This is a genomic window from Auraticoccus monumenti, from assembly GCF_900101785.1.
Taxonomy (GTDB): Bacteria; Actinomycetota; Actinomycetes; order Propionibacteriales; family Propionibacteriaceae; genus Auraticoccus; species Auraticoccus monumenti.
Genome location: NZ_LT629688.1, coordinates 799860 through 818795 on the forward strand (window position 1 = coordinate 799860; position 18936 = coordinate 818795).

Annotated in this window: 18 protein-coding genes; 2 read left to right on the top strand and 16 right to left on the bottom strand. The window is 72.1% G+C overall.

Features of this window, described 5'->3' with window-relative positions:
• Nucleotides 1-36 precede the first annotated feature (36 nt).
• The 3 genes from BLT52_RS03605 to BLT52_RS03615 form a co-directional block, all read right to left on the bottom strand.
• On the bottom strand, nt 37-1227 hold the full coding sequence (locus BLT52_RS03605) for an SPFH domain-containing protein (protein WP_407922621.1): 1191 nt from the start codon (nt 1225-1227) through the stop codon (nt 37-39).
• A gap of 44 nt (nt 1228-1271) precedes the next feature.
• Nucleotides 1272-1742, bottom strand: coding sequence for an NfeD family protein (locus BLT52_RS03610; protein ID WP_090590724.1), 471 nt, complete (start codon nt 1740-1742; stop codon nt 1272-1274).
• Nucleotides 1743-1894: 152 nt separating this feature from the next.
• Nucleotides 1895-2563 (bottom strand): TetR/AcrR family transcriptional regulator, encoded by a 669-nt coding sequence (locus BLT52_RS03615; RefSeq protein ID WP_090590727.1) that lies wholly within the window; start codon nt 2561-2563, stop codon nt 1895-1897.
• Between the two features lie 23 nt (nt 2564-2586).
• Here BLT52_RS03615 and BLT52_RS03620 point away from each other — a divergent pair, with 23 nt between their 5' ends.
• A complete protein-coding gene (locus tag BLT52_RS03620; RefSeq protein WP_157676957.1) occupies nt 2587-3423 on the top strand; it encodes a CPBP family glutamic-type intramembrane protease in 837 nt (278 codons plus the stop codon).
• A 120-nt stretch (nt 3424-3543) separates the two neighbouring features.
• Here BLT52_RS03620 and BLT52_RS03625 read toward each other — a convergent pair whose 3' ends face one another.
• Nucleotides 3544-4758, bottom strand: a complete 1215-nt coding sequence (locus BLT52_RS03625) for an acetyl-CoA C-acetyltransferase (RefSeq protein ID WP_197679178.1) — start codon at nt 4756-4758, stop codon at nt 3544-3546.
• Between the two features lie 279 nt (nt 4759-5037).
• Between BLT52_RS03625 and BLT52_RS03630 the strand changes: the two genes are divergently transcribed.
• Nucleotides 5038-6405: an MFS transporter gene (locus BLT52_RS03630; RefSeq protein WP_331712563.1), complete on the top strand. Its 1368-nt coding sequence runs from the start codon at nt 5038-5040 to the stop codon at nt 6403-6405.
• A gap of 75 nt (nt 6406-6480) precedes the next feature.
• On the opposite strand, the gene BLT52_RS03635 is transcribed toward BLT52_RS03630, so the two are convergent.
• The 12 genes from BLT52_RS03635 to BLT52_RS03690 form a co-directional block, all read right to left on the bottom strand.
• Nucleotides 6481-7203: a GntR family transcriptional regulator gene (locus BLT52_RS03635; RefSeq protein WP_090590732.1), complete on the bottom strand. Its 723-nt coding sequence runs from the start codon at nt 7201-7203 to the stop codon at nt 6481-6483.
• A gap of 56 nt (nt 7204-7259) precedes the next feature.
• Complete coding sequence (locus tag BLT52_RS03640) at nt 7260-8459, bottom strand: dipeptidase (protein WP_090590735.1); 1200 nt, start codon at nt 8457-8459, stop codon at nt 7260-7262.
• Nucleotides 8453-9481: an ABC transporter ATP-binding protein gene (locus BLT52_RS03645; RefSeq protein WP_090590737.1), complete on the bottom strand. Its 1029-nt coding sequence runs from the start codon at nt 9479-9481 to the stop codon at nt 8453-8455. The genes BLT52_RS03640 and BLT52_RS03645 overlap by 7 nt, the downstream gene beginning before the upstream one ends.
• Nucleotides 9468-10463, bottom strand: a complete 996-nt coding sequence (locus tag BLT52_RS03650; RefSeq protein WP_090590739.1) for an ABC transporter ATP-binding protein — start codon at nt 10461-10463, stop codon at nt 9468-9470. The genes BLT52_RS03645 and BLT52_RS03650 overlap by 14 nt, the downstream gene beginning before the upstream one ends.
• A complete protein-coding gene (locus tag BLT52_RS03655) occupies nt 10460-11326 on the bottom strand; it encodes an alpha/beta fold hydrolase (protein ID WP_090590742.1) in 867 nt (288 codons plus the stop codon). The genes BLT52_RS03650 and BLT52_RS03655 overlap by 4 nt, the downstream gene beginning before the upstream one ends.
• Nucleotides 11323-12486: a M24 family metallopeptidase gene (locus BLT52_RS03660; RefSeq protein WP_090590743.1), complete on the bottom strand. Its 1164-nt coding sequence runs from the start codon at nt 12484-12486 to the stop codon at nt 11323-11325. The genes BLT52_RS03655 and BLT52_RS03660 overlap by 4 nt, the downstream gene beginning before the upstream one ends.
• Nucleotide 12487: 1 nt before the next feature.
• Nucleotides 12488-13372 carry an ABC transporter permease gene (locus BLT52_RS03665; protein WP_090590746.1) on the bottom strand — a complete coding sequence of 295 codons (885 nt, stop codon included), beginning with the start codon at nt 13370-13372 and terminating at the stop codon, nt 12488-12490.
• Nucleotides 13369-14322: an ABC transporter permease gene (locus BLT52_RS03670; RefSeq protein ID WP_090590747.1), complete on the bottom strand. Its 954-nt coding sequence runs from the start codon at nt 14320-14322 to the stop codon at nt 13369-13371. The genes BLT52_RS03665 and BLT52_RS03670 overlap by 4 nt, the downstream gene beginning before the upstream one ends.
• 33 nt (nt 14323-14355) lie before the next feature.
• Nucleotides 14356-15969 carry an ABC transporter substrate-binding protein gene (locus BLT52_RS03675; protein WP_090596261.1) on the bottom strand — a complete coding sequence of 538 codons (1614 nt, stop codon included), beginning with the start codon at nt 15967-15969 and terminating at the stop codon, nt 14356-14358.
• A gap of 5 nt (nt 15970-15974) precedes the next feature.
• Entirely contained in the window at nt 15975-17177 is a 1203-nt protein-coding gene (locus BLT52_RS03680; RefSeq protein ID WP_090590750.1) for a dipeptidase, read from the bottom strand.
• 520 nt (nt 17178-17697) lie between these two features.
• Nucleotides 17698-18522 (bottom strand): phytanoyl-CoA dioxygenase family protein, encoded by an 825-nt coding sequence (locus BLT52_RS03685; RefSeq protein ID WP_231946489.1) that lies wholly within the window; start codon nt 18520-18522, stop codon nt 17698-17700.
• A gap of 133 nt (nt 18523-18655) precedes the next feature.
• Nucleotides 18656-18931 carry an HU family DNA-binding protein gene (locus BLT52_RS03690; protein ID WP_090590753.1) on the bottom strand — a complete coding sequence of 92 codons (276 nt, stop codon included), beginning with the start codon at nt 18929-18931 and terminating at the stop codon, nt 18656-18658.
• Nucleotides 18932-18936 lie beyond the last annotated feature (5 nt).

Below are 18936 nucleotides of genomic sequence, written 5' to 3' on the forward strand. Positions count from 1 at the left end.
TCGTGCGCTGGCTCCCGCGCGTGGCCGGTGGTCGGCTCAGGACCCGCTGGTGGGGCTCCCGGGCGAGGTGAAGCCGGGGCCCTGAGCCGGCGGCTGCTGGCTCGAGGGGCCGGCGGTCGTCCGGTAGGGCGGCGGTGCGTACGAGCCGGGCGCTCGGCCCTCGACCTGACGCGGCTCCTCCTGACGACCCAGCGGCGGCCGGCGGAGCGGGTTCTGCTGCTCCAGCGACCGGGCCTCGGCCACCGCCTTCTCGACCGTGCGGGCGCTCTCGGCGGCGTCCTGGTGCTTCTGCTCGGCGATCTCGGCCATCACGTCGACCTTGGGCGGGGCGCTGAACTCACCGATCGCGGACCTGAACCGCTCCCCCGCGTCGGAGTCCCCGGACCCGAGGGCGTTGCCCAGCCCCTCCAGCGCCTTGGTGACCTCGCTGGGGATGACCCACACCTTGTTGGCGTCGCCCTTGGCGATCTCGGGCAGCATCTGCAGGTACTGGTAGGCCAGCAGCGACTGGTCAGGCTGACCGGCGTGGATGGCGCTGAACACCGTGGTGATGGCCTGGGCCTCACCCTCGGCGGTCAGCATCTTGGCCTGCCGCTCGGCCTGGGCGCGCAGCACCTGGGACTCCCGGTCACCCTGGGCCCGGAGGATGGCCGACTCGCGGTCACCGCCGGCGGACAGGATCTGGGACTGCCGCTGACCCTCGGCCAGCAGGATCTGGGCGCGCTTCTCGCGCTCGGCCCGGGCGCCCTTCTCCATCGCGTCGCGGATCGTGGGCGGCGGCTCGATCGAGCGGAGCTCCACCCGGTTGACCTTGATCCCCCACTTGCCGGTGGCCTCGTCCAGCACCAGCCGCAGCTTGCCGTTGATCTCCTCGCGGCTGGTCAGGGTCTGCTCCAGGTCGAGCCCGCCGATGATGTTGCGGAGCGTGGTCTGGGTCAGCTGCTCGATGGCGGCGGTGTAGTCCTGGGCCTCGTAGTTCGCGCGGACCGGGTCGATCACCTGGAAGTAGATGACGGAGTCGATCGAGACCATCAGGTTGTCCTCGGTGATCACGCCCTGCGGCGGGAAGGGGACGACCTGCTCGCGCATGTCGAGGGTCTCGGTGACGCGGTCGATGAACGGGATCACCAGGTGCGGACCGGGGTCGAGCTGGCGGTGGAACTTGCCCAGCCGCTCGACGATGCCCACCCGCTGCTGCCGGACGATGCGCACCGACATCACCAGCATCGTGGCGACCAGCACCAGCACCAGGATCGTGAGGACGTACTCCATCAGCTTCCCTCCAGCCCGAGGTGGCGTGGGTAGACCACGACCACCGTCCCGTCCAGCTCGAACACCTCGATCTCCGTGCCCACGTCGAGCTCCATCGTCTCGTCGTAGGGACGGGCCGACCACGTCTGGCCGTCCACCTTCACCTCGCCCAGCCCGTCGGCCACCGCCACCGTGACCCGCCCCGGGCGCCCGACCAGCGTGGACACCGACGAGCGGTAGCCCGGCATGCTGCGGACCCGGGCCAGCAGGGTCGGCCGGAGCAGCCCCAGCGACAGCCCCGAGACCGAGGCCGCGACCAGAGCCTGCAGCCACCACAGGTCCGGGGCGACGACGGCGGTCAGCCCGCCGGCCAGCGCCCCGGCGGCGAGCATGATCAGGAACAGGTCGAGGGAGAGCAGCTCGGTGATCCCGAGCAGCACGGCGGCAACCATCCAGAGCGCCCAGCCGTTCTCGGACAACCAGTCGCCCATGACGCACCTCCCACCCGGTGTGAGGGCCCACGGTACCTGCCGGGTGGTAGCGGCCGAGGTGGCCCGTCGGCGCCCCTCCACCGGTCGCCTGCCGGCCGGTTACCGGGACCGTCGCGGGTGAGGCCCTCGTCACACGGCGGTGACGGCGGCAGCTAGACCGCAGGGTCACCGAAGAGCGCTCGCAGCGGGAGCCCGAGGGCCGCGCCCGCCGGCAGCTGGAGTGCGGCGGCCGAGCGGGGGTGGGCCGACAGGTCGGCGCGGCGTGCCACGTCGGGGTCCAGCGGCTGGGCGTTCGACGGCCCGAGCACCAGGTGCCCGTGCACCCACTCGGTGAGGAACAGGGTGGCGTCGGCGGCCCGGGCCAGGTCCCAGCCGAGACGGTTCTCGAAGAAGGTCAGCAGCGCCTCGTGCAGCGCCAGCGCACCCGCTCCGACCACCCGCTGACCGGCCAGCAGCTCCACCAGCCGGGGCGAGCCCTCGAAGTGCTCCAGCACGTGCTGCAGGAACCGCCGCAGCGTCTCGCGGGGGTCCTCCGGAGGTCCCCCGGCCCCGACCGGCTGGTCCGGACCCCGCGACCCCTCGGGGAGCAGGAGGTCGAGGTCGAGGCGGGCCAGGAAGGCGTCGGCGAGGTCGTTGCGCAGCGCGGCCATGGTCGGCACGTAGGTGTAGACGGCGTTGGGTGCCGTCCCGGCCTCCCGGGCCACGGCCCGCAGCGACAGCCCGGCCAGCCCCTCGGCACGCAGGACCCGCTCCGCCGCGGCCAGCACCGCCTCCCGGGACAGGTCCCCGCGAGGGCCACGTCGTCGTCCCGGCCCGTCCACGGCGACATGCTAGCGTTCGGTTTGTGCAGCGAACAAATGCCGCTCCGCTCCGTGCGGCCGTCCTCCTCTCCGTCCTGACGATCGCCGTGGTGACGGCGCTCTGCGCGGTCTTCCTGGTTGCCGGCTGGACCCTGCCGAGCTGGGTGGTCGTCGTCGGACGGTGGATCCCGGCCCTGGTGTCCCTGCTCGTGCTGCGGCTGGTGCCGCTGCCCGGCGGACTGGCCACCTGGTGGGCGCTGCGCCCCGCTGGCTGGCGGCGGTTCCTCACCGGTGCGGTGGTGTCGGTAGGTGTCCTGCTCGCGGTCTACCTGGCGACGGCGGTGCTGGGCGGTGCCCTCGGGATCGTGACCATGGTGTCGGGTGGTGAGCTGCTGACGATCCTGCTCGTCGTGGTGCCGATCGTCGTCGTGTACTCACTCAGCACCTTCGGGGAGGAGGCGGCCTGGCGGGGTCATCTCCAGCGGCTGCTCGCGCCGTGGGGCTTCTGGCGGGCCTCGGTGGTCGTCGCCGCGGTCTGGGTGGTCTTCCACCTGCCGCTGCACGGCACCTTCGTGCTCCAGGGCACCCTGCCGCCCCACGTCGCCCTGAGCAGCACCCTCCTGCTGCTCCCCCTCGGGCTCTTCCTCAGCGCGGTGGTCACCCGCTTCGGCAGCGTCTGGCCGGCGGTCCTCGCCCACGCCCTGCCGATGTCGGCCCTCAACCTGGTGCAGGACCCGGGCGGCATCCCGGCGACCCCGTTCTGGATCTTCTCCGCGATCAGCGCCGTGCTGCTGCTGGTGGCCGCCGTCCTGCTCGCGCCGCGTCGGGGCGCGCTGGCCGAGCCCGCGGTGCCACGGACCGACGGTGTGACCGCCGCCTGACCCCTGGCGGGCACCCGGGACACACCCCGCGCCAACCCTCACCGGGCGCGGGGCGGCGCCGCCGTGGTCCAGCAGCGCCCGGAGGCACACCGCAGCCGGTCGGGGCACTGGGCAGCCTGGTCAGGCCACGCGCTCGAACACGGCCGCGAGTCCCTGACCGCCGCCGATGCACATCGTCTCCAGCGCGTAGCGGCCCTGCCGCCGGGTGAGCTCGCCGGCCAGCGTGGCCAGGACCCGGGCCCCGGTGGCGCCGACCGGGTGACCCAGCGAGATACCCGACCCGCAGGGGTTGATCCGCTCGTCGAGGGGGTCGAGGTCGAGCTGCTGCAGACATGCCAGCACCTGGGCGGCGAAGGCCTCGTTGAGCTCGATCAGGTCGAGGTCGGTGAGCTCCAGCCCGGCACGGGCGAGCGCCTGCCGGGTGGCGGGCACCGGACCCAGTCCCATCCGCTCCGGCTCCACGCCCGACAGCGCCCACGAGCGCAGCGCCAGCACCGGCTGCCACCCGCGCCGCTCGGCCTCGTCCGCGGTGGTGACCAGGCAGAGCGCGGCGCCGTCGTTCTGCCCGCTGGCGTTGCCGGCGGTGACGGTGGCCCCGGGGTCGGCCCGGCCGAGCACCGGACGCAGCCGGGCCAGGCCGTCGAGGTCGGCGTCGGCCCGAGGGTGCTCGTCGCGGTCCACCACGGTGTCGGGGGCGCCGCGTCGTCCGGGGACCCGCACCGGGACCAGCTCCTCGGCGAACCAGCCCGCCTCGTGCGCGGCGACCGCCCGCTGGTGGGAGCGCAGCGCGAGGGCGTCCTGGTCCTCGCGGCTGATCGAGAAGTCGTGGCGCAGGTTCTCCGCCGTCTCCACCATCCCGCCCGGGACCGGGTGGCTGGCACCGCCCGCGGTGACGCGGGCCCGCTCCAGCCGGTCGGCCAGCTCCACGCCGCCGGAGCGGATGCCGCTGCGCAGCCCGAGCGCGTAGTGCTCCACCTGCGACATCGACTCCACCCCGCCGGCCACCACCGCCCGCGCCCCGCCGGTGGCGATCGCCCCGGCCGCGGTCAGCACCGCCTGCAGCCCCGAGCCGCAGCGCCGGTCGACCTGCTGCCCCGGGACCGAGGTGCCCAGACCACCGTCGAGCGCGACCACCCGCCCGATCGCCGGCGCCTCGCCGTTGGGGCTGCACCAGCCGAGCACCACGTCGTCGACGTCGCCGGGCTCGAGGCCGGTGCGCTCCACCAGCTCGCGCAGCACCGTGGTGGCCAGCTCGACCGGCCCGACGGCGGACAGCGCCCCACCGAACCGTCCGACCGGGGTGCGCAGCGGCGAGCAGATCACGATCTCTTCCACGTCCTGACCGTAGCCCTCGGGCGCGGGGCGACCCAGGGGCCACGGCCTGTGGTGCGCAGAACCGGGCGCTCAGCGGACGGCTCTCGACCATGGTGCAGAGACGTCTGCTGGGCGACCGGTTGTGCACGCCGGGCGCCGCGAGACCCGCTGCCGAGTCGGGATGCACGCCGTGTGGTCACGTAGCATCGGGGCGGTCCGGCCCGATGGGTCGACGCCGCCCCGGGCGGCACAGCATCCGGCAGCCGCCGGCGAGTTCGAGTGGGTCGTGGGTTGGAGTTCGTGCGGGCGTTGCGCCGGTTGTGGCGCCACCAGCTGTTCCGGCGGCTGCTGGCCGTGCGGATCGCCACCCAGGCCAGCGACGGCATCCTGCAGGTCGGGATGGCCTCCTACCTGCTGTTCAGCCCCCAGACCCAGACCAGCGCCTGGGCCATCGTCGGCGTGCTGGCCATCACGCTGCTCCCCTTCTCCGTGCTCGGCCCCTTCGTCAGCGGCGCGCTCGACCGCTGGAACCGCCGTCAGGTCATCCTGATCGCCGACGCGGCCAGGATCGGCCTCGCGCTGGTGCTGGCGGGGCTGGTCGTGGTCGGCACCGACCGGGCGTGGGCGATGGCCGCCTTCTACGTGACGGTGCTGCTGGCCATGAGCATCAACCGGTTCGTGATGGCCGGCATGTCCGCCGCGCTCCCGCACACCGTGGACGAGGACGAGTACCTGGTGGCCAGCTCGGTGATGCCCACCGTCGGACCGGCCGGGGTGATCGTCGGCGCGGGGACCGCCTTCGCCATCCGGGCGCTCGTCGGCCCGGTGCTCGGCGCCACCACCGCCGACATGCTGATCTTCGTGGCCTGCGCGCTCGGGTTCGCGGTCAGCGTGGTGCTGGCGCTGCGGATCCCGCGGCCCTCCCTCGGCCCGGACGCCCGCGAGCTCGCCCAGGCCGTCGGTCGAGGTGTCGGCTGGGTGGCCAGGGACGTCCTCTCCGGTCTCGGCGACGCGCTGCGCCACCTGGCCGAGCGCCGGCCGGCCGCGCTGGGGCTGGTGACCATCGGCCTGCAGCGGATCGGCTACGGCATCGTCACCGTGGGGGCGATCCTGGTCTACCGCAACACCTTCTACGCCGTGGACGAGGCCGACGCCGCGATCGCCGCCCTGGGTCTGTGGCTCGGCGCCACCGGAGCCGGGTTCGTGCTCTCCGCGGTGGTCACGCCCTTCGTCACCGCCCGGATCGGGCTGCGCCGCTGGGTGGTGCTGCTGCTGGCTGCCGGGGCCGTCGTGCAGGCGCTGCCCGGCAGCATCTTCACCCAGCCGACGCTGGTGGTCGCCGGGTTCCTGCTGGGGATCTCCTCCCAGTCGCTCAAGATCTGCGTGGACACCCTGGTCCAGGCCCACGTCGACGACGAGTTCAAGGGCCGCGTGTTCGTGGTCTACGACATGGTCTTCAACACCACCCAGGTGCTGGCCGCCGTGCTCGCCGCCCTGCTGCTGCCCGCCTCGGGCGTCTCGCTGCCGGTGTTCCTCGGGGTGGCCGTGGTCTTCGCCCTGGTCGCCGTGCTGTTCGCGGTCCGCAGCCGCCGGATCGGGCCGGAGCTGTTCGAGCGGGGTACCGGCGACCTGCACCCGGACTCCGTGGAGGAGCCGGTCGGCCGGTGAGCCGGACGGCTGGCCCACCCCTGCCGCCCGCCGCACCGCCGGTCCGTCCAGCAGGCGCTCGACCCGGGCGGTCGGTCAGCGGGCGATGCGCATCCGCATGACGTCGGTCCGCTGCAGGGTGATGCCGTGGGCCAGGGCGTGGCCGTGCCCGTCGACGGTCACCTGCTCGGTGCGCAGCACCGGGACCCCCGCGCGGACCTGCAGCGCGGCCGCCTGCGCGCTGGGCACCGCCACGGCCTCCACGTCGGTGGTGGTGTGGGCCACGATGCCGGGCAGGTGCCGGTCGAGCATGTCGAAGAGGTCGGACTCGAGGGTGGTCATGCCGACGGGGTCGATCCGGACGCCGTGCACGACCAGCGGGACGTGCTCCACCATGTGCGCGGAGGGCACCCCGTCCACCGCGAACAACCGCACCACCCGCCAGGCGGGCGTCCCGGCGGACTGCTCGAAGGCCTCCGCGGGGCCCTCGGGGAGCGCCACCTGCTCGTAGCCGGCGTCCAGCAGCTCGACCGACCGGCCGACCGCGCGCACCCGGTCCCGGTAGGACTGGATGGCCGACATGCTCAGCGAGGTGTTGGTGCGGGGTGGGGCGACGAACGTGCCGACCCCCCAGCTGCGGGTGACGACCCCCTCCGTGGCGAGCATCCCCATCGCCTCACGGACCGAGCCCCGGCTGACGTCGAGCTGCTCGGCCAGCAGCTTCTCGTTGGGCAGCTGGTCACCGATGGAGTAGGACTGGGCGATCAGGGCCCTCAGATCCGACACCACGGTGCCGACCACGCTGCCACGCCTGCTCATCGGGTTCCCATCGTGGACCAGGGCGCGGGGGCGCCGTAGATTCCTGACTCAGAGTTCTACCAGACCCGCTCCAGCACCCGCATCGCGTTGCCGCCCAGCACCTTGACGATGTCCTCGTCGCTGAAGCCGTTCCTGACCAGCCACCCGGTGATGTTGATGAAGTTCTCCCCCGGGTTCTCCAACCCGTCCACGTACTCCACCCGCGGGTGGTCGACCCCCTCCGGCGACTTCTGCGCGTAGTTGCCGGCGTAGGCCCGGTGCACGGCGGTGTGGTCGCCGAACATGGTGTCGGGCCCGAAGGCCACGTGGTCGATGCCCACCAGGTCGACGCAGTAGCGGAAGTGGTCCATCACCGACTCGATGGTGTGCACCGGGTGGGCCTCGGACAGGGTCGTGTGCGGAGCCGCCTCCAGGCCGATCAGGCCACCCCGCTCGGCGCAGGCGATGATCGTCTCGTCGGTCTTCATCCGGTCGGTCGGCCACACCGCGCGCGCCCCGGCGTGGGTGATCATCACCGGTACCGAGGAGTGCTCGATGGTGTCCATGCAGGTGCGGTCACCGGAGTGGGAGATGTCGATCAGGATGCCCAGCTTGTTCATCCGCTCCACCGCCCGGCGGCCGAAGGTGGTCAGGCCGCCGTCGCCCGGCTCGGAGAGACCCGACCCCAGCATGTTGGACTGGGAGTAGGCGATGCCGAGCTGGCGGACGCCGAAGCCGTAGAGCATGTCGATCCGGTCGAGCTCGTTCTCGATCATGGTCGAGCACTCGAAGCCGGCCACCAGGGCCAGGTGGCCGTCGCGCTTGGCGGCGTGGATGTCGGCGGTGCTGGTGGCCAGCCGGACGAAGTCCTGCTTGGCCAGGTCCGCGAGACGGAAGCCCAGCGCGTAGATCATGTCGTCCCACTTCCAGCCGCGGGTGCTGGTGACGCACGAGGCCCCGGCCATGAAGTTGTCGATCACCGCGGTCAGCTGGGAGTGGGCCAGCCCCTGGTAGCCGGTGCGCTGGCGCCCGGTGCGGTTGTAGCGCCGGATCTGCCCCTCGTCCTCGGGCAGCACCACCGCGTGCTCGTGCAGGGAGAAGACGATGTTCTCGCTGAGCAGCCGGTTGAGCCGCTCCTGCTCCCCGGCGTCGAGGGCGAGGTCGTAGCCGGGTACCCGGCCGACCTCGGCGGCCAGCTCGAACGGCTGGTAGTCCACCCCGGGCTCGAGGTAGCCGTAGGCGGTGTATCCGGAGTAGGCGGGTGAGGGGTTCAGCATGGTGCTCCTAGCGGGGGGCTGGTGGGCTGGGTGACGAGCGGGAAGTGGCAGGCGACCTCACGGGGACCGGGCCCCGGCACGGCGGCCAGCGGTGGTTCGGCGGTGGCGCAGAGGTCGGTCGCCTGCCAGCACCGGGTGCGGAACCGGCAACCGCTGGGCGGGTCGACGGGGCTGGGCGGGTCGCCGGGGAGCAGCAGCCGCTCCCCCGAGCCCCGTGCCTGCGGGTCGGGCACGGGGACGGCCGACAGCAGCGCCTTGGTGTAGGGGTGGGCGGGGTGGTCGTAGACGGCTCGACGCTCGCCCAGCTCGGCCAGCCGGCCGAGGTACATCACACCGATGCGGTCGGAGATGTGGCGGACGATCGACAGGTCGTGGGCGATGAAGACGTAGGCCAGCCCGAGCTCGGCCTGCAGCCGCTGCAGGAGGTTGACCACCTGGGCCTGGACGGAGACGTCGAGGGCCGAGACCGGCTCGTCGCAGACGACCACCTCGGGGTCGAGGGCCAGCGCCCGGGCGATGCCGATGCGCTGCCGCTGCCCACCGGAGAACTGGAAGGGGTAGCGGTCCAGGTGGTCGGGGTTGAGGCCGACCAGCTCGGCCAGCTCGACCACCCGGGCCCCGCGACGCGACGGCGCGAGGATGGAGGGGTGGATCCGGAACGGCTGCAGCAGGGTGTCGCGCACGGTCCGGCGCGGGTTGAGCGAGGAGTACGGGTCCTGCAGCACGATCTGCACCCGGCGGCGGACGTCGCTGCGCCGTCGTCCGGCCAGTGCGTGCACGTCCTCCCCGCGGAAGCGGACGGCCCCCGAGGTCGGCTTCTCCAGCCCGACCACGGTGCGGGCCAGGGTCGACTTGCCGCAGCCGGACTCCCCCACGATGCCCAGCGTCTCGCCGCGGCGCAACTCGAAGCTCACGCCGTCCAGCGCCCTGACGACCGAGCCGGCACGGCCGAAACGACCGCCGCGGACCGGGAAGTGCTTGGTCAGCGCCTCGACGCTCAGGACCACCTCAGACGAGTCCACCGAGGACCTCCTCTCGTCGGTGGCAGGCCGAGCGCTGGCTCGGGCTGCCGTGCGGGACCTGCAGGTCGGGACGTTCGTCAGCGCACCGCTGCACCGGCACGTCGCACCGGCTCCGGAACGAGCAGCCCGACGCCAGGTGGAGCAGGTCCGGCGGCGCGCCGGGGATGGCCCACAGCACGTCGTCGTCGCGGTCGGGCCGGGGGATGGAGCGCAGCAGACCGCGGGTGTACGGGTGGGAGGGGTGCGCGAAGAGCTGGTGAATGGGCCCCTGCTCGACGATGCGGCCGGCGTACATGATGGCGACCTCGTCGGCGACCTCCGCGACCACGCCCAGGTCGTGGGTGATGAGCACCAGCCCCATGCCGGTCTCCTCCTGCAGCTGGCGCAGCAGCTCCATGATCTGGGCCTGGACGGTCACGTCGAGCGCGGTCGTGGGCTCGTCGGCGATCAGGACGGCCGGATCCAGCGCGATGGCCATCGCGATCATCACCCGTTGGCGCATGCCACCGGAGAACTGGTGGGGGTAGTCCCTGGCCCGCTGGGCCGGGGCCGGGATCCGGACGCGGTCCATCAGCTCGACCGCGCCCGCCCACGCCACCCGGCGCGAGGACCCTCGCCGGACGCGCAGCAGCTCGGCGATCTGCTCCCCCACCGTGAAGACCGGGTTGAGCGAGCTCATGGAGTCCTGGAAGACCATGGACAGCACCTCGCCGTTGGCCTTGCGTCGCTCCGCGGCGGGGACCGTCAGCAGGTCGCGCCCGCGGAGCAGGACCTGGCCGGCGGTGACCCGGCCGGGCGGGCTGTCCAGCACACCCATGACGGCCTGCGCCGTCACGGACTTGCCCGAGCCGGACTCCCCGAGCAGCGCCAGCGTCCGCCCGCCGACCACGTCCAGGCTCACGTCCTGGACGGCCCGGACGACGCCACGGCTGGTGGCGAACTCGATGCTGAGCCCGCGCAGGCTCAGGACGGGCTCGCTCATCGTCGCCCGACCCCCGCCCGACGCAGGAAGTCCCGGACGACGCGCTGGAACTCCTCCGGCTCCTCCAGCTGGGGCGAGTGGCCCGAGTGCTCGAAGACCACCAGCTCCGCCCCCGGGATGCCGTCGGCGATGGCCTGCGAGGCCGGCACCGGGGTGCGCCAGTCGTGGCGACCGACGACGACCAGGGTGGGGCAGCGGATCTCCCCCAGCCGGCCGGTCAGGTCGTAGCCCGGCATGTTCTGCCCGAAGGCCGCGTTGTGGGTGGCGTAGTGGTAGCGCGTCGCGCGCGCCTTCCGCTCGACCGCCTCCGGGTCGTAGGCGTGGTCGTAGAGCGGCAGGATGCCCCGCCAGTACCGCTCGAACTCGGTGTCGTCGGCGAAGGCACCGGTCCCGATCCGGGAGATCGTCCACTCGTCGATCGGCACCCGGTCGGTGCTGCGGGCGCGCTCCACGGCTAGGTGGTCGTGGTCGGTGTTGGCCGCGGTGTCGCGCAGCACCAGGGCGCTGACCCTGTCGGGGTGGGCGAGGGTGTACTCCATCGCCAGGAACCCGCCGTAGGAGCCGCCGGCCATCACCACCTGCTCCACCCCCAGCGACTCGCGGATCGCGTCGATGTCGGCGACCCACTGGGCATGGGTGTAGGGCGGCACGTCCTCGGACTCCCCCGATCCCCGGGCGTCGAAGGTGACCACGCGGTAGGTGTCGGCGAAGGGGCCGAAGGAGCGCACCGGCTCCGATCGCGACCCCAGCCCGGGGGCGCCGTGGTGGACGAGGAGGACCGGCGCGTCGTCGGCGCCGAGCACCTGCATCCTCAGCCTGGCGCCGTTGACCTGCAGGTCGAACTCGCGTTCTGGGGTGCTCATGTCGCGATCACGTTCTCCTCGAGGCTGCGGGGGTAGCGGGTGAGCCGCTCCGGGCCGGCGTCGGTCACCAGCACGGTGTCGGAGATGCGGTAGCCGGCGTGGCCGGGGACGTAGACGCCGGGCTCGCTGGACAGGACCATCCCCGGCGCCAAGATGGTCAGGTCACCGTCCTCGACCCACGGCGGCTCGTGCTGGCCGATGCCGATGCCGTGACCCTGGCGGTGGCGGAGGTAGCCGCCCAGCCCCGCGTCGCGGATCACGTCGAGGCACTCCTGGTTGACCGAGGCGCAGCTGCGGCCCACCACCATGGCCTCGGTGCCGACCTGCTGGGCCCGCTGCACCACCTCGAACAGGTGGCGCTGCTGCTCGGTGGGCTCACCCAGCACGAAGGTCCGCTCGCTCTCGACGAAGCGGCTGGCCGCCGCGGCGCCCAGGGAGAGGATGAAGGTGTCACCGCGCTGCAGCCGGCGCCGGCTGGGCAACCCGTGGGGGCGAGCGGCGTTCGGTCCGGCGTAGACCAGCGCCCCGGCCAGCTTGGTGGTGTAGACCACGTGGTCGTAGCGCCGGTACATCTGGTCGGTGCCGTGGCCGATGACGTGGCGGGCCAGGTCTCCCTCGGTGGGCAGCAGCCCACCCTCCGCCACGGCCGTCTGCACCATCTCCCGCCCGACCGCGAGCATCTCGTCGCAGACCTCGGCGGCCTGCCGGTGGAAGACCAGCTCCTCGGGTTCCTTGCGCAGCCGGAGCTGGGCCACGGCGGAGGTGGCCACGAGCTCGGCACCCGGCAGGGCCGACCGCAGGGCGACCGCCGCACCGGTGGTCAGCGAGCCGGTCACCCCCACCCGGGCCCGTGGCGGGACGACCCCGACGAGGTGGCTCTCGGGCGTGCTGGTCCCCGGGTACTCCCAGTAGGTGCGCAGCGTGGCGTGCACGCCCTGCGCCTCGGCGTACTCGGCGTCCAGCTCCGGGACGAGCAGCACGGCCTCCCCGTCGGCACCCAGCCACAGGTAGACCGGACGCTCGGTGACGGCGTAGAAGAAACCGGCCAGGTAGGCGACGTCGCCGGGGGCGGTGACCAGCACGCCGTCCAGCCGCTCGTCAGCCAGCCGCTCGGTCAGCCGCGTCCGCACGCGCTGGTAGAAGGTGTCAGGCAGGTGCACCTCAGACCCCCTTGGTGCGCGGGTCGCGCGAGTCGTTGTAGCGGATCCCGGCCACGGTGGCGGCGAGGACCAGCAGGAGGATGGCCAGCGAGGGGAACAGGGTCTGCCACCAGGCGGTGGCGATCACCCCGGAGCGCTGGGCGTTGAGCAGGATCCGTCCCCAGGACCACGACGAGGGGTCGCCCATGCCCAGGAAGCTCAACCCGGCCTCGGAGATGACCGCGCGGGCGGCCTGCAGCAGCACGCTGACCACGATCAGCGGCACGACCGCCGGGAGCACCTCGGTGGCGATGATCCGCACCGGCCCCGCGCCGAGCACCTTGGCCCCGTCGATGTAGGGCATCGAGGAGACGACCAGGGCGTTGGAGCGGATCAGCCGGGCGACCTCGGCCCAGGACAGGACCCCGATCACGACGGTGAGGGTGGTGACGCTCGGACCGGCCAGGGCGGTGACCAGGATCATGAGTGGCAGCAGCGGCAGCGACAGCATCACGTCGGTCAGCGTGGTGACAAACGGGTCCAGCGCACGGACGTAGGCGCCCAGGAGCCCGAGCCCGGTGCCGATCACGATCGCGATCAGGGACGCGACGGACCCGACGACCAGGCTGACCCGGGTGCCCCACACCACCTGGCCGAAGACGTCCTGGCCGAGGTCGTCGGTGCCGAACCAGTGCCGGGTCGAGGGCGGCTGCAGGATGTCGGTGCCCAGTCCGCCGGGCCGCTCGATGAGCACCGGACCGAGCACGGCGGTGAGGACGAAGACGGCGAGCACGGCCACGGAGAGCCAGCCGGAGGGGGCGGAGAAGAACCCCTGGCGCCGTCGACCCGGGCCGGGACCGGCGGCGGTCGTGGCCTCGAGCAGGACCGGGGTGGCGGGGGCGCTCATGTGCGGATCCTGGGGTTGAGGAGCATGGCGATCAGGTCGGTGGCCAGGTTGGCCAGCACCACCGTGAGGGCCAGGAGCACGAACGCGCCCTGGAGCATGGGGTAGTCCAGCTGCTGCACCGACTCGTAGATCAGCCGGCCCACCCCGGGGTAGGCGAAGATCGTCTCGGTCAGCACCGCACCCCCGATGAGGGTGCCCAGCTGCAGCCCCATCAGGGTCAGGGCCGGGAGGATCGCGTTGCGCAGGGCGTGGCGCCAGACCGTCCGCCGCGGCGTCAGGCCCCGGGACCGGGCGCTCTTGATGTAGTCCTCCCCGAGCACCTCCAGCATGTTGGTGCGCAGAGTGAGGGCGTAGGGACCGACCTGCACGACCACCAGCGAGAGCAGCGGCAGCGCCAGGTGGTGGGCCAGGCTGAGGTAGGCGGCCAGCCCCCGGGTGTCGGGGTCGATGGCCCCGCCGATCGGGAAGAGCTGCAGCATGGACCCGAAGACCACCAGCGCCAGGATGGCGATGCTGGGGACGAAGAGGGCGTTGCTGGTGATCCCCAGCAGCTGCACCAGGCGGTCCACCAGCTTGCCCCGGCCCACCGCGGCGTACACGCCGAGCGGGATGCCGACCAGCACGGTCAGCACGAAGGCCGACCCCGCCAGCAGCAGCGTCCAGGGCAGCCGCGTCAGCAGGATGTCGCCGACCGGTGCGAGCTGTCGGAAGGACACCCCGAGGTTGCCGGTGACCAGCTGGCCCAGGTAGAGCAGGTACTGCACCCCCAGCGGCTTGTCCAGGCCGTACTGCTCGCGCAGCGCCTGCTGCATCTCCGGCGTCATGTCCCCCTCGACGACGAGGAGGGTGGGGTCCGCCGGCAGCAGCCGCAGCAGGAAGAACGTGATCGTGACCGCGATCCACACGGTGACCAGTGCGCGCAGCACCTTCTTCAGGACGTAGCCGACCATCTCAGACCTCCTCCCTCCTCGTCGTCGTCCCGGTCAGGAGACCGGGGTCACCTGGGACAGCGAGTAGCCGGTGACCATGCCCAGCAGGTCGCTCGGTGAGGGCTGGAAACCGGTCCAGCGGTCCGAGCGGTAGGCGAAGCGGAACTCCTCGACGTAGAGCGGGGTGAGCAGGGCCTGGTCGTGGACGTAGGCGTCGATGTCCTGGATCCTGGTGACGAACTCGGCCTCGTCCACGGTGGAGGCGGCGTCGTCCACCATCTCGTCCAGGGTCGGGTCCTCGACCAGGTTGTAGTTGATGCCACCGGGGTTGGACGACAGGTAGGTGCTGCGCAGCTGGTCCATCGGGTTGTCGAAGACACCCCACTGCGAGAGGTCGATGTCGTACTCGCCGTTCTTGGTCCGGGCCAGGAAGGTGTTGCGCTCCAGGCAGGCCAGCTCGATGGCGATCCCCGCCTCGGCGGCGTCCTCGCGGACCACCTCACCCACCCGGGTCAGGTTGGCGTTGGACTGGTCGCACACCATCTCGAAGGAGAGGTCGTCGAGCATCCCGTCCCCGTCGCCGTCGGAGTAGCCGGCGGACTCGAGGAGCTGGCGCGCGCCGGCCGGGTCGAACGGGTAGCGCTCCAGGTCGGGGTTGTCGAACTCGCCGAAGATGGGCGAGATGGGTCCGACCATCGGCTGGGCGTCGCCCTGCATGATCGTGGCGATGATGGAGTCGGTGTCGACGACCATGGACAGCGCCTGCCGGACCTCCTTCTCGGCCAGCGCGCCCTTCTGCACGTTGTAGGTGAGGTGGGCGAACCCGAGGGAGTCCACGCTCTGCATGGTGATGTCGGCCTCGCCCTCGAGCGTGGCCGCGGCGGAGGCCGGCACCGGGTTGCCCATCAGGTCGATGTCGCCGTTGCGCAGCGCCAGCAGCATCGTGTTGATGTCGGGGTAGACGACGTACTCGACGACGTCCACCGCCGGGCCGCCCTCGGGGGCGTAGGGGTAGTTCTCGTTCGCGGCCATCGTGTAGCGCTGGCCCGGGGTCACCGACTCCAGCACGTAGGCGCCGGCGCCGACCCAGTCGGAGTCGTTGGCGAAGGTGCTGAGGTCGCCGGCCTCGGCGAAGACGTGCTCGGGGACGACGGACATCCAGAAGCCGACGCCCTCGGCGAAGGGGGCGTAGGCCTGGCTCAGGTTGAACACGACCGTGGTGTCGTCGGGGGCCTCGATCGACTCCACCCAGGTGAGCTTGGCCGCGACGTTGCCGAGTTTGTACTCCATGATCGCCTCGGCGGAGAACTTGACATCGGCGGCGGTGACGGGCTCCCCGTCGCTCCAGGTGAAGTCGTCGCGCAGGTCGAAGATCACGGTGCGCCCGTCGTCCTCGTAGCGGTAGCCCTCGGCCAGCTCGGGGACCTTCTCGGCGTTCTCGTCGATGCGCAGCAGGTGCGGGTACATCGCGTTGAGCACCCAGTTGTCGGTCTTGGACAGCGACTGCAGCGGGTTGTAGTTGGCGACCTCGGTGGTGGTGCCGATGCGGAGGGTCTGCTGCCCCTCGGCGGCGGGGTCACCCTGCCCCTCGTTGAGCGAGCAGCCGGTGAGGGCCAGCGCGGCGGCGAGGAACGTCGCCACCGCCAGGGAGGACGTGTTGCGGGTCATGGTGGTCACCACACTTCTTTCAGGACTCGAAGGATGTTCGTGCCGATCGCCTTGCGGATGTGCTCGTCGGAGTAGCCGTGCTTGACCAGCCAGCCGACGATGTTGGTGAAGTTCTCGGCCGGGTTCTCCATCCCCGCCACGTGGGAGACGCGGGGGTGGGCCACGTGGCCGTGGGCGTGGCTGATGGTGAGGTGCCCGGAGAAGGAGTCGTGCAGCCCGACGTGGTCACCGAAGTTGGTGTCGGGACCGAAGGCCACGTGGTCGATGCCGACCAGGTCCACGCAGTACTCGAAGTGGTCCATCACCGACTCGATCGAGTGCTCGGGGTGCTCCTCCGACAGCGTGGTGTGGGGGGCCGCCTCGATGCCGATCACCCCGCCCCGCTCGGCGCAGGCGATGATCACCTCGTCGGGCTTCATCCGGTTGGTGGGCCAGACGGCGCGGGCCCCGGCGTGGGTGATGAACACCGGCACCGAGGAGGCCGCGATGACGTCGAGGCAGGTCCGGTCGGAGGAGTGGGAGATGTCGATCGCCATCCCCAGCTTGTTCATGCGGTCCACCGCGCGGTGCCCGAAGCGGGTCAGCCCGCCGTCGACCGGCTCCGACAGCCCCGAGCCCAGCTGGTTGGCCATCGAGTAGGCGACACCGATCTGCCGCACCCCGAGCCCGTACAGGATGTCGAGACGGTCCAGCTCGTTCTCGATCGACGTCGCCGCCTCCAGCCCGGCCACCAGCGCGATGCGCCCGTCGGCCTTGGCCGCCTCGAGGTCGGCCACGGTGCGGGCCAGCACGACGTGGTCCTGCTGGGCCACGTCGGCGAAGCGCAGCCCGAGGTCGAAGATCGTGTCGTCCCACTTCCAGCCGTTCTCGCTGGTGACGCAGTTGGTGCCGTTCATGAAGTTGTCGAAGAAGGCCGACATGCCCGAGCGGGCCAGCCCCTCGAACCCCATGGCGTTGCGACCGGTGGAGTTGTAGTCGCGCAGCTGGTGCGGGTCGGCGGTCAGGATCTTCGGGTGCTCGTGCAGGGAGATCGCGTGCTCCTCGCGCAGGATGCGGGCGACCCGCGCCTCCTGCTCCTCGTCCAGACCGAGGGAGTGGGCGGGGACCCGGCCCAGCTCCTGAGCCAGGTCGAAGACGCGGTAGTCGACGTGCGGCTCCAGGTAGTCGAACGAGTGGTAGCCCTGGTAACGGGCTGCGGGCTTCTGCATGTGGGCTCCAGTGGTAGGACCTCTTACCTCTGCGAGCATAGACAGGTCCGAGGGCGCCTGCACAGCCTTTGGACGAGGCGTAACACCACCGGAACACCGGGGCGGCACGCGGGGGCAGGAGCCGACCGGTCCACCACGCGTAGGACGACCGCAGCGCCCGGATGGGCCGGGCGCGGTCGTCAGCGCCGTCCCCGGGAGGCGGAGGTCTCCCGGAGGCGCGTCATGGCGGGGGTGGGGCCGGCCAGGACGCCCTGGGCCGACCGACGGTCGAGAGGGACGGGGCACCACCCAGCTGGCCCCTCCTGGTGGGGGCGGCTCGTCGCCGCGCCCGGAGCGACGACCCGGGCGGTGGTCACCTGGTCCCGGAGTCAGCTGGTCACGGGGAAGCGGGCACCGAGGGACCACCGCAGGTCAGCACGGGAGCACACCAGCAGGCACCGCGGACCCGACGACCTCGGTCCTGCCGTGCGTCGTCGAGCCTCTGGTTGCGCCGGCCCGCGGGCGGCGTCGGGAGCGACCCTCAGGCCTCGCCCATCACCAGGCCCTCGATCTGGTGCTTCTGCACGATCGGGGTCAGCTCGTCGACCACCGGGCAGGACAGGTGGGCCCGGACGACGTCGGGCAGGGACTCCCAGTAGGCCCGGGTGACCTGGGGCTCGTGGTGGGCGTCGTTGCCGGCGCCGGGGGCGTCCACCCCGATCACCACGACCGGGCGGGACCTCGCGGAGTCGTTGCGGGTGCCCCGGTGGACGGTCAGCGCGGAGCGGGCGGAGATGTCGCCACGCATCGGGTAGCGGCGCTCGGCCACCGCCTCGAAGGTCGGCCACTCGGACTTGTCGGGGAACATCTGGTGCTTCCAGTCCGCGCCGGACAGGAACTGCGTACCGGGCGCGATCTCGAACGGGCCCATGTCGGGCTCGGTGTCGACGCAGGTCAGGTTGAACGCCAGGGACGTGAGCCGGCCCTCGACGTGGGTCTCCGGCGGGCTGGGGAAGTCGCGGTGCCAGGGCTGGTTCATCGCGCCCTCGAAGGGGATGTCGAAACCCACCTCGATGATCTGGTAGTCCGGACCCAGGACCGTCTCGCAGACCGAGGTGAACCACGGGTGCGAGGCGATGTCGGCGAACCCGCGCAGCGCCTCCGGGTGGCACTCGACGTACCAGCGCTTCGGGCCGCGGCCGACCGCGCCGCCCTCCCGCTGACGGGCCGAGGCGAACTCGCGCTCGACGTCCTCGCGCAGCTCGTCGGCCCAGGCCGTCTCGAACGCGCCCTTGCAGGCCGTCAGCCCGGGGCCGTGCAGGGCCTCGCGGATGGCCGCGGTGTCAGGCTCGGTGGTGGTCGTCACGTGCGCCTCCAGGTCTCGTCGGTGAGCACCTCCACGCTACGCCCCGCGGTCGGACGCACGAGGACCCGGCCAGATCGCTCCGGACGGGCCCTGGTGCGCCGGGCGTCGTGCTGCCCGGCTCTGCTGGCTGGTGTCAGCCGGCGATCGTCTTCTTCAGCTGGGTGCCGGCCTTGAAGGCGGGGACCTTCGTCGCGGCGATCTCGATCTCCTCGCCGGTCTGCGGGTTGCGGCCGGTGCGGGCCGCGCGGTCGCGCACCTCGAAGGTGCCGAAGCCGGGCAGGGACACCTTCTCGCCCTTGGCCAGCTCGGAGGTGATGGCGTCGAGGGCAGCGGAGACGGCCTTGTCGGCGTCACCCTGCGACATGCCGGTGCTCTGCGCCACCGCGGCGACGATGTTCTTCTTGCTCATGGGGG

What these genes read in the sequence shown, in the direction of transcription:
- BLT52_RS03675 (WP_090596261.1), bottom strand. Translation starts at nt 15,969, where the DNA reads ATGACCCGCAACACGTCCTCCCTGGCGGTGGCGACGTTCCTCGCCGCC.
- BLT52_RS03670 (WP_090590747.1), bottom strand. Translation starts at nt 14,322, where the DNA reads ATGGTCGGCTACGTCCTGAAGAAGGTGCTGCGCGCACTGGTCACCGTG.
- BLT52_RS03665 (WP_090590746.1), bottom strand. Translation starts at nt 13,372, where the DNA reads ATGAGCGCCCCCGCCACCCCGGTCCTGCTCGAGGCCACGACCGCCGCC.
- BLT52_RS03650 (WP_090590739.1), bottom strand. Translation starts at nt 10,463, where the DNA reads ATGAGCGAGCCCGTCCTGAGCCTGCGCGGGCTCAGCATCGAGTTCGCC.
- BLT52_RS03680 (WP_090590750.1), bottom strand. Translation starts at nt 17,177, where the DNA reads ATGCAGAAGCCCGCAGCCCGTTACCAGGGCTACCACTCGTTCGACTAC.
- BLT52_RS03655 (WP_090590742.1), bottom strand. Translation starts at nt 11,326, where the DNA reads ATGAGCACCCCAGAACGCGAGTTCGACCTGCAGGTCAACGGCGCCAGG.
- BLT52_RS03690 (WP_090590753.1), bottom strand. Translation starts at nt 18,931, where the DNA reads ATGAGCAAGAAGAACATCGTCGCCGCGGTGGCGCAGAGCACCGGCATG.
- BLT52_RS03610 (WP_090590724.1), bottom strand. Translation starts at nt 1,742, where the DNA reads ATGGGCGACTGGTTGTCCGAGAACGGCTGGGCGCTCTGGATGGTTGCC.
- BLT52_RS03605 (WP_407922621.1), bottom strand. Translation starts at nt 1,227, where the DNA reads ATGCTGGTGATGTCGGTGCGCATCGTCCGGCAGCAGCGGGTGGGCATC.
- BLT52_RS03635 (WP_090590732.1), bottom strand. Translation starts at nt 7,203, where the DNA reads ATGAGCAGGCGTGGCAGCGTGGTCGGCACCGTGGTGTCGGATCTGAGG.
- BLT52_RS03640 (WP_090590735.1), bottom strand. Translation starts at nt 8,459, where the DNA reads ATGCTGAACCCCTCACCCGCCTACTCCGGATACACCGCCTACGGCTAC.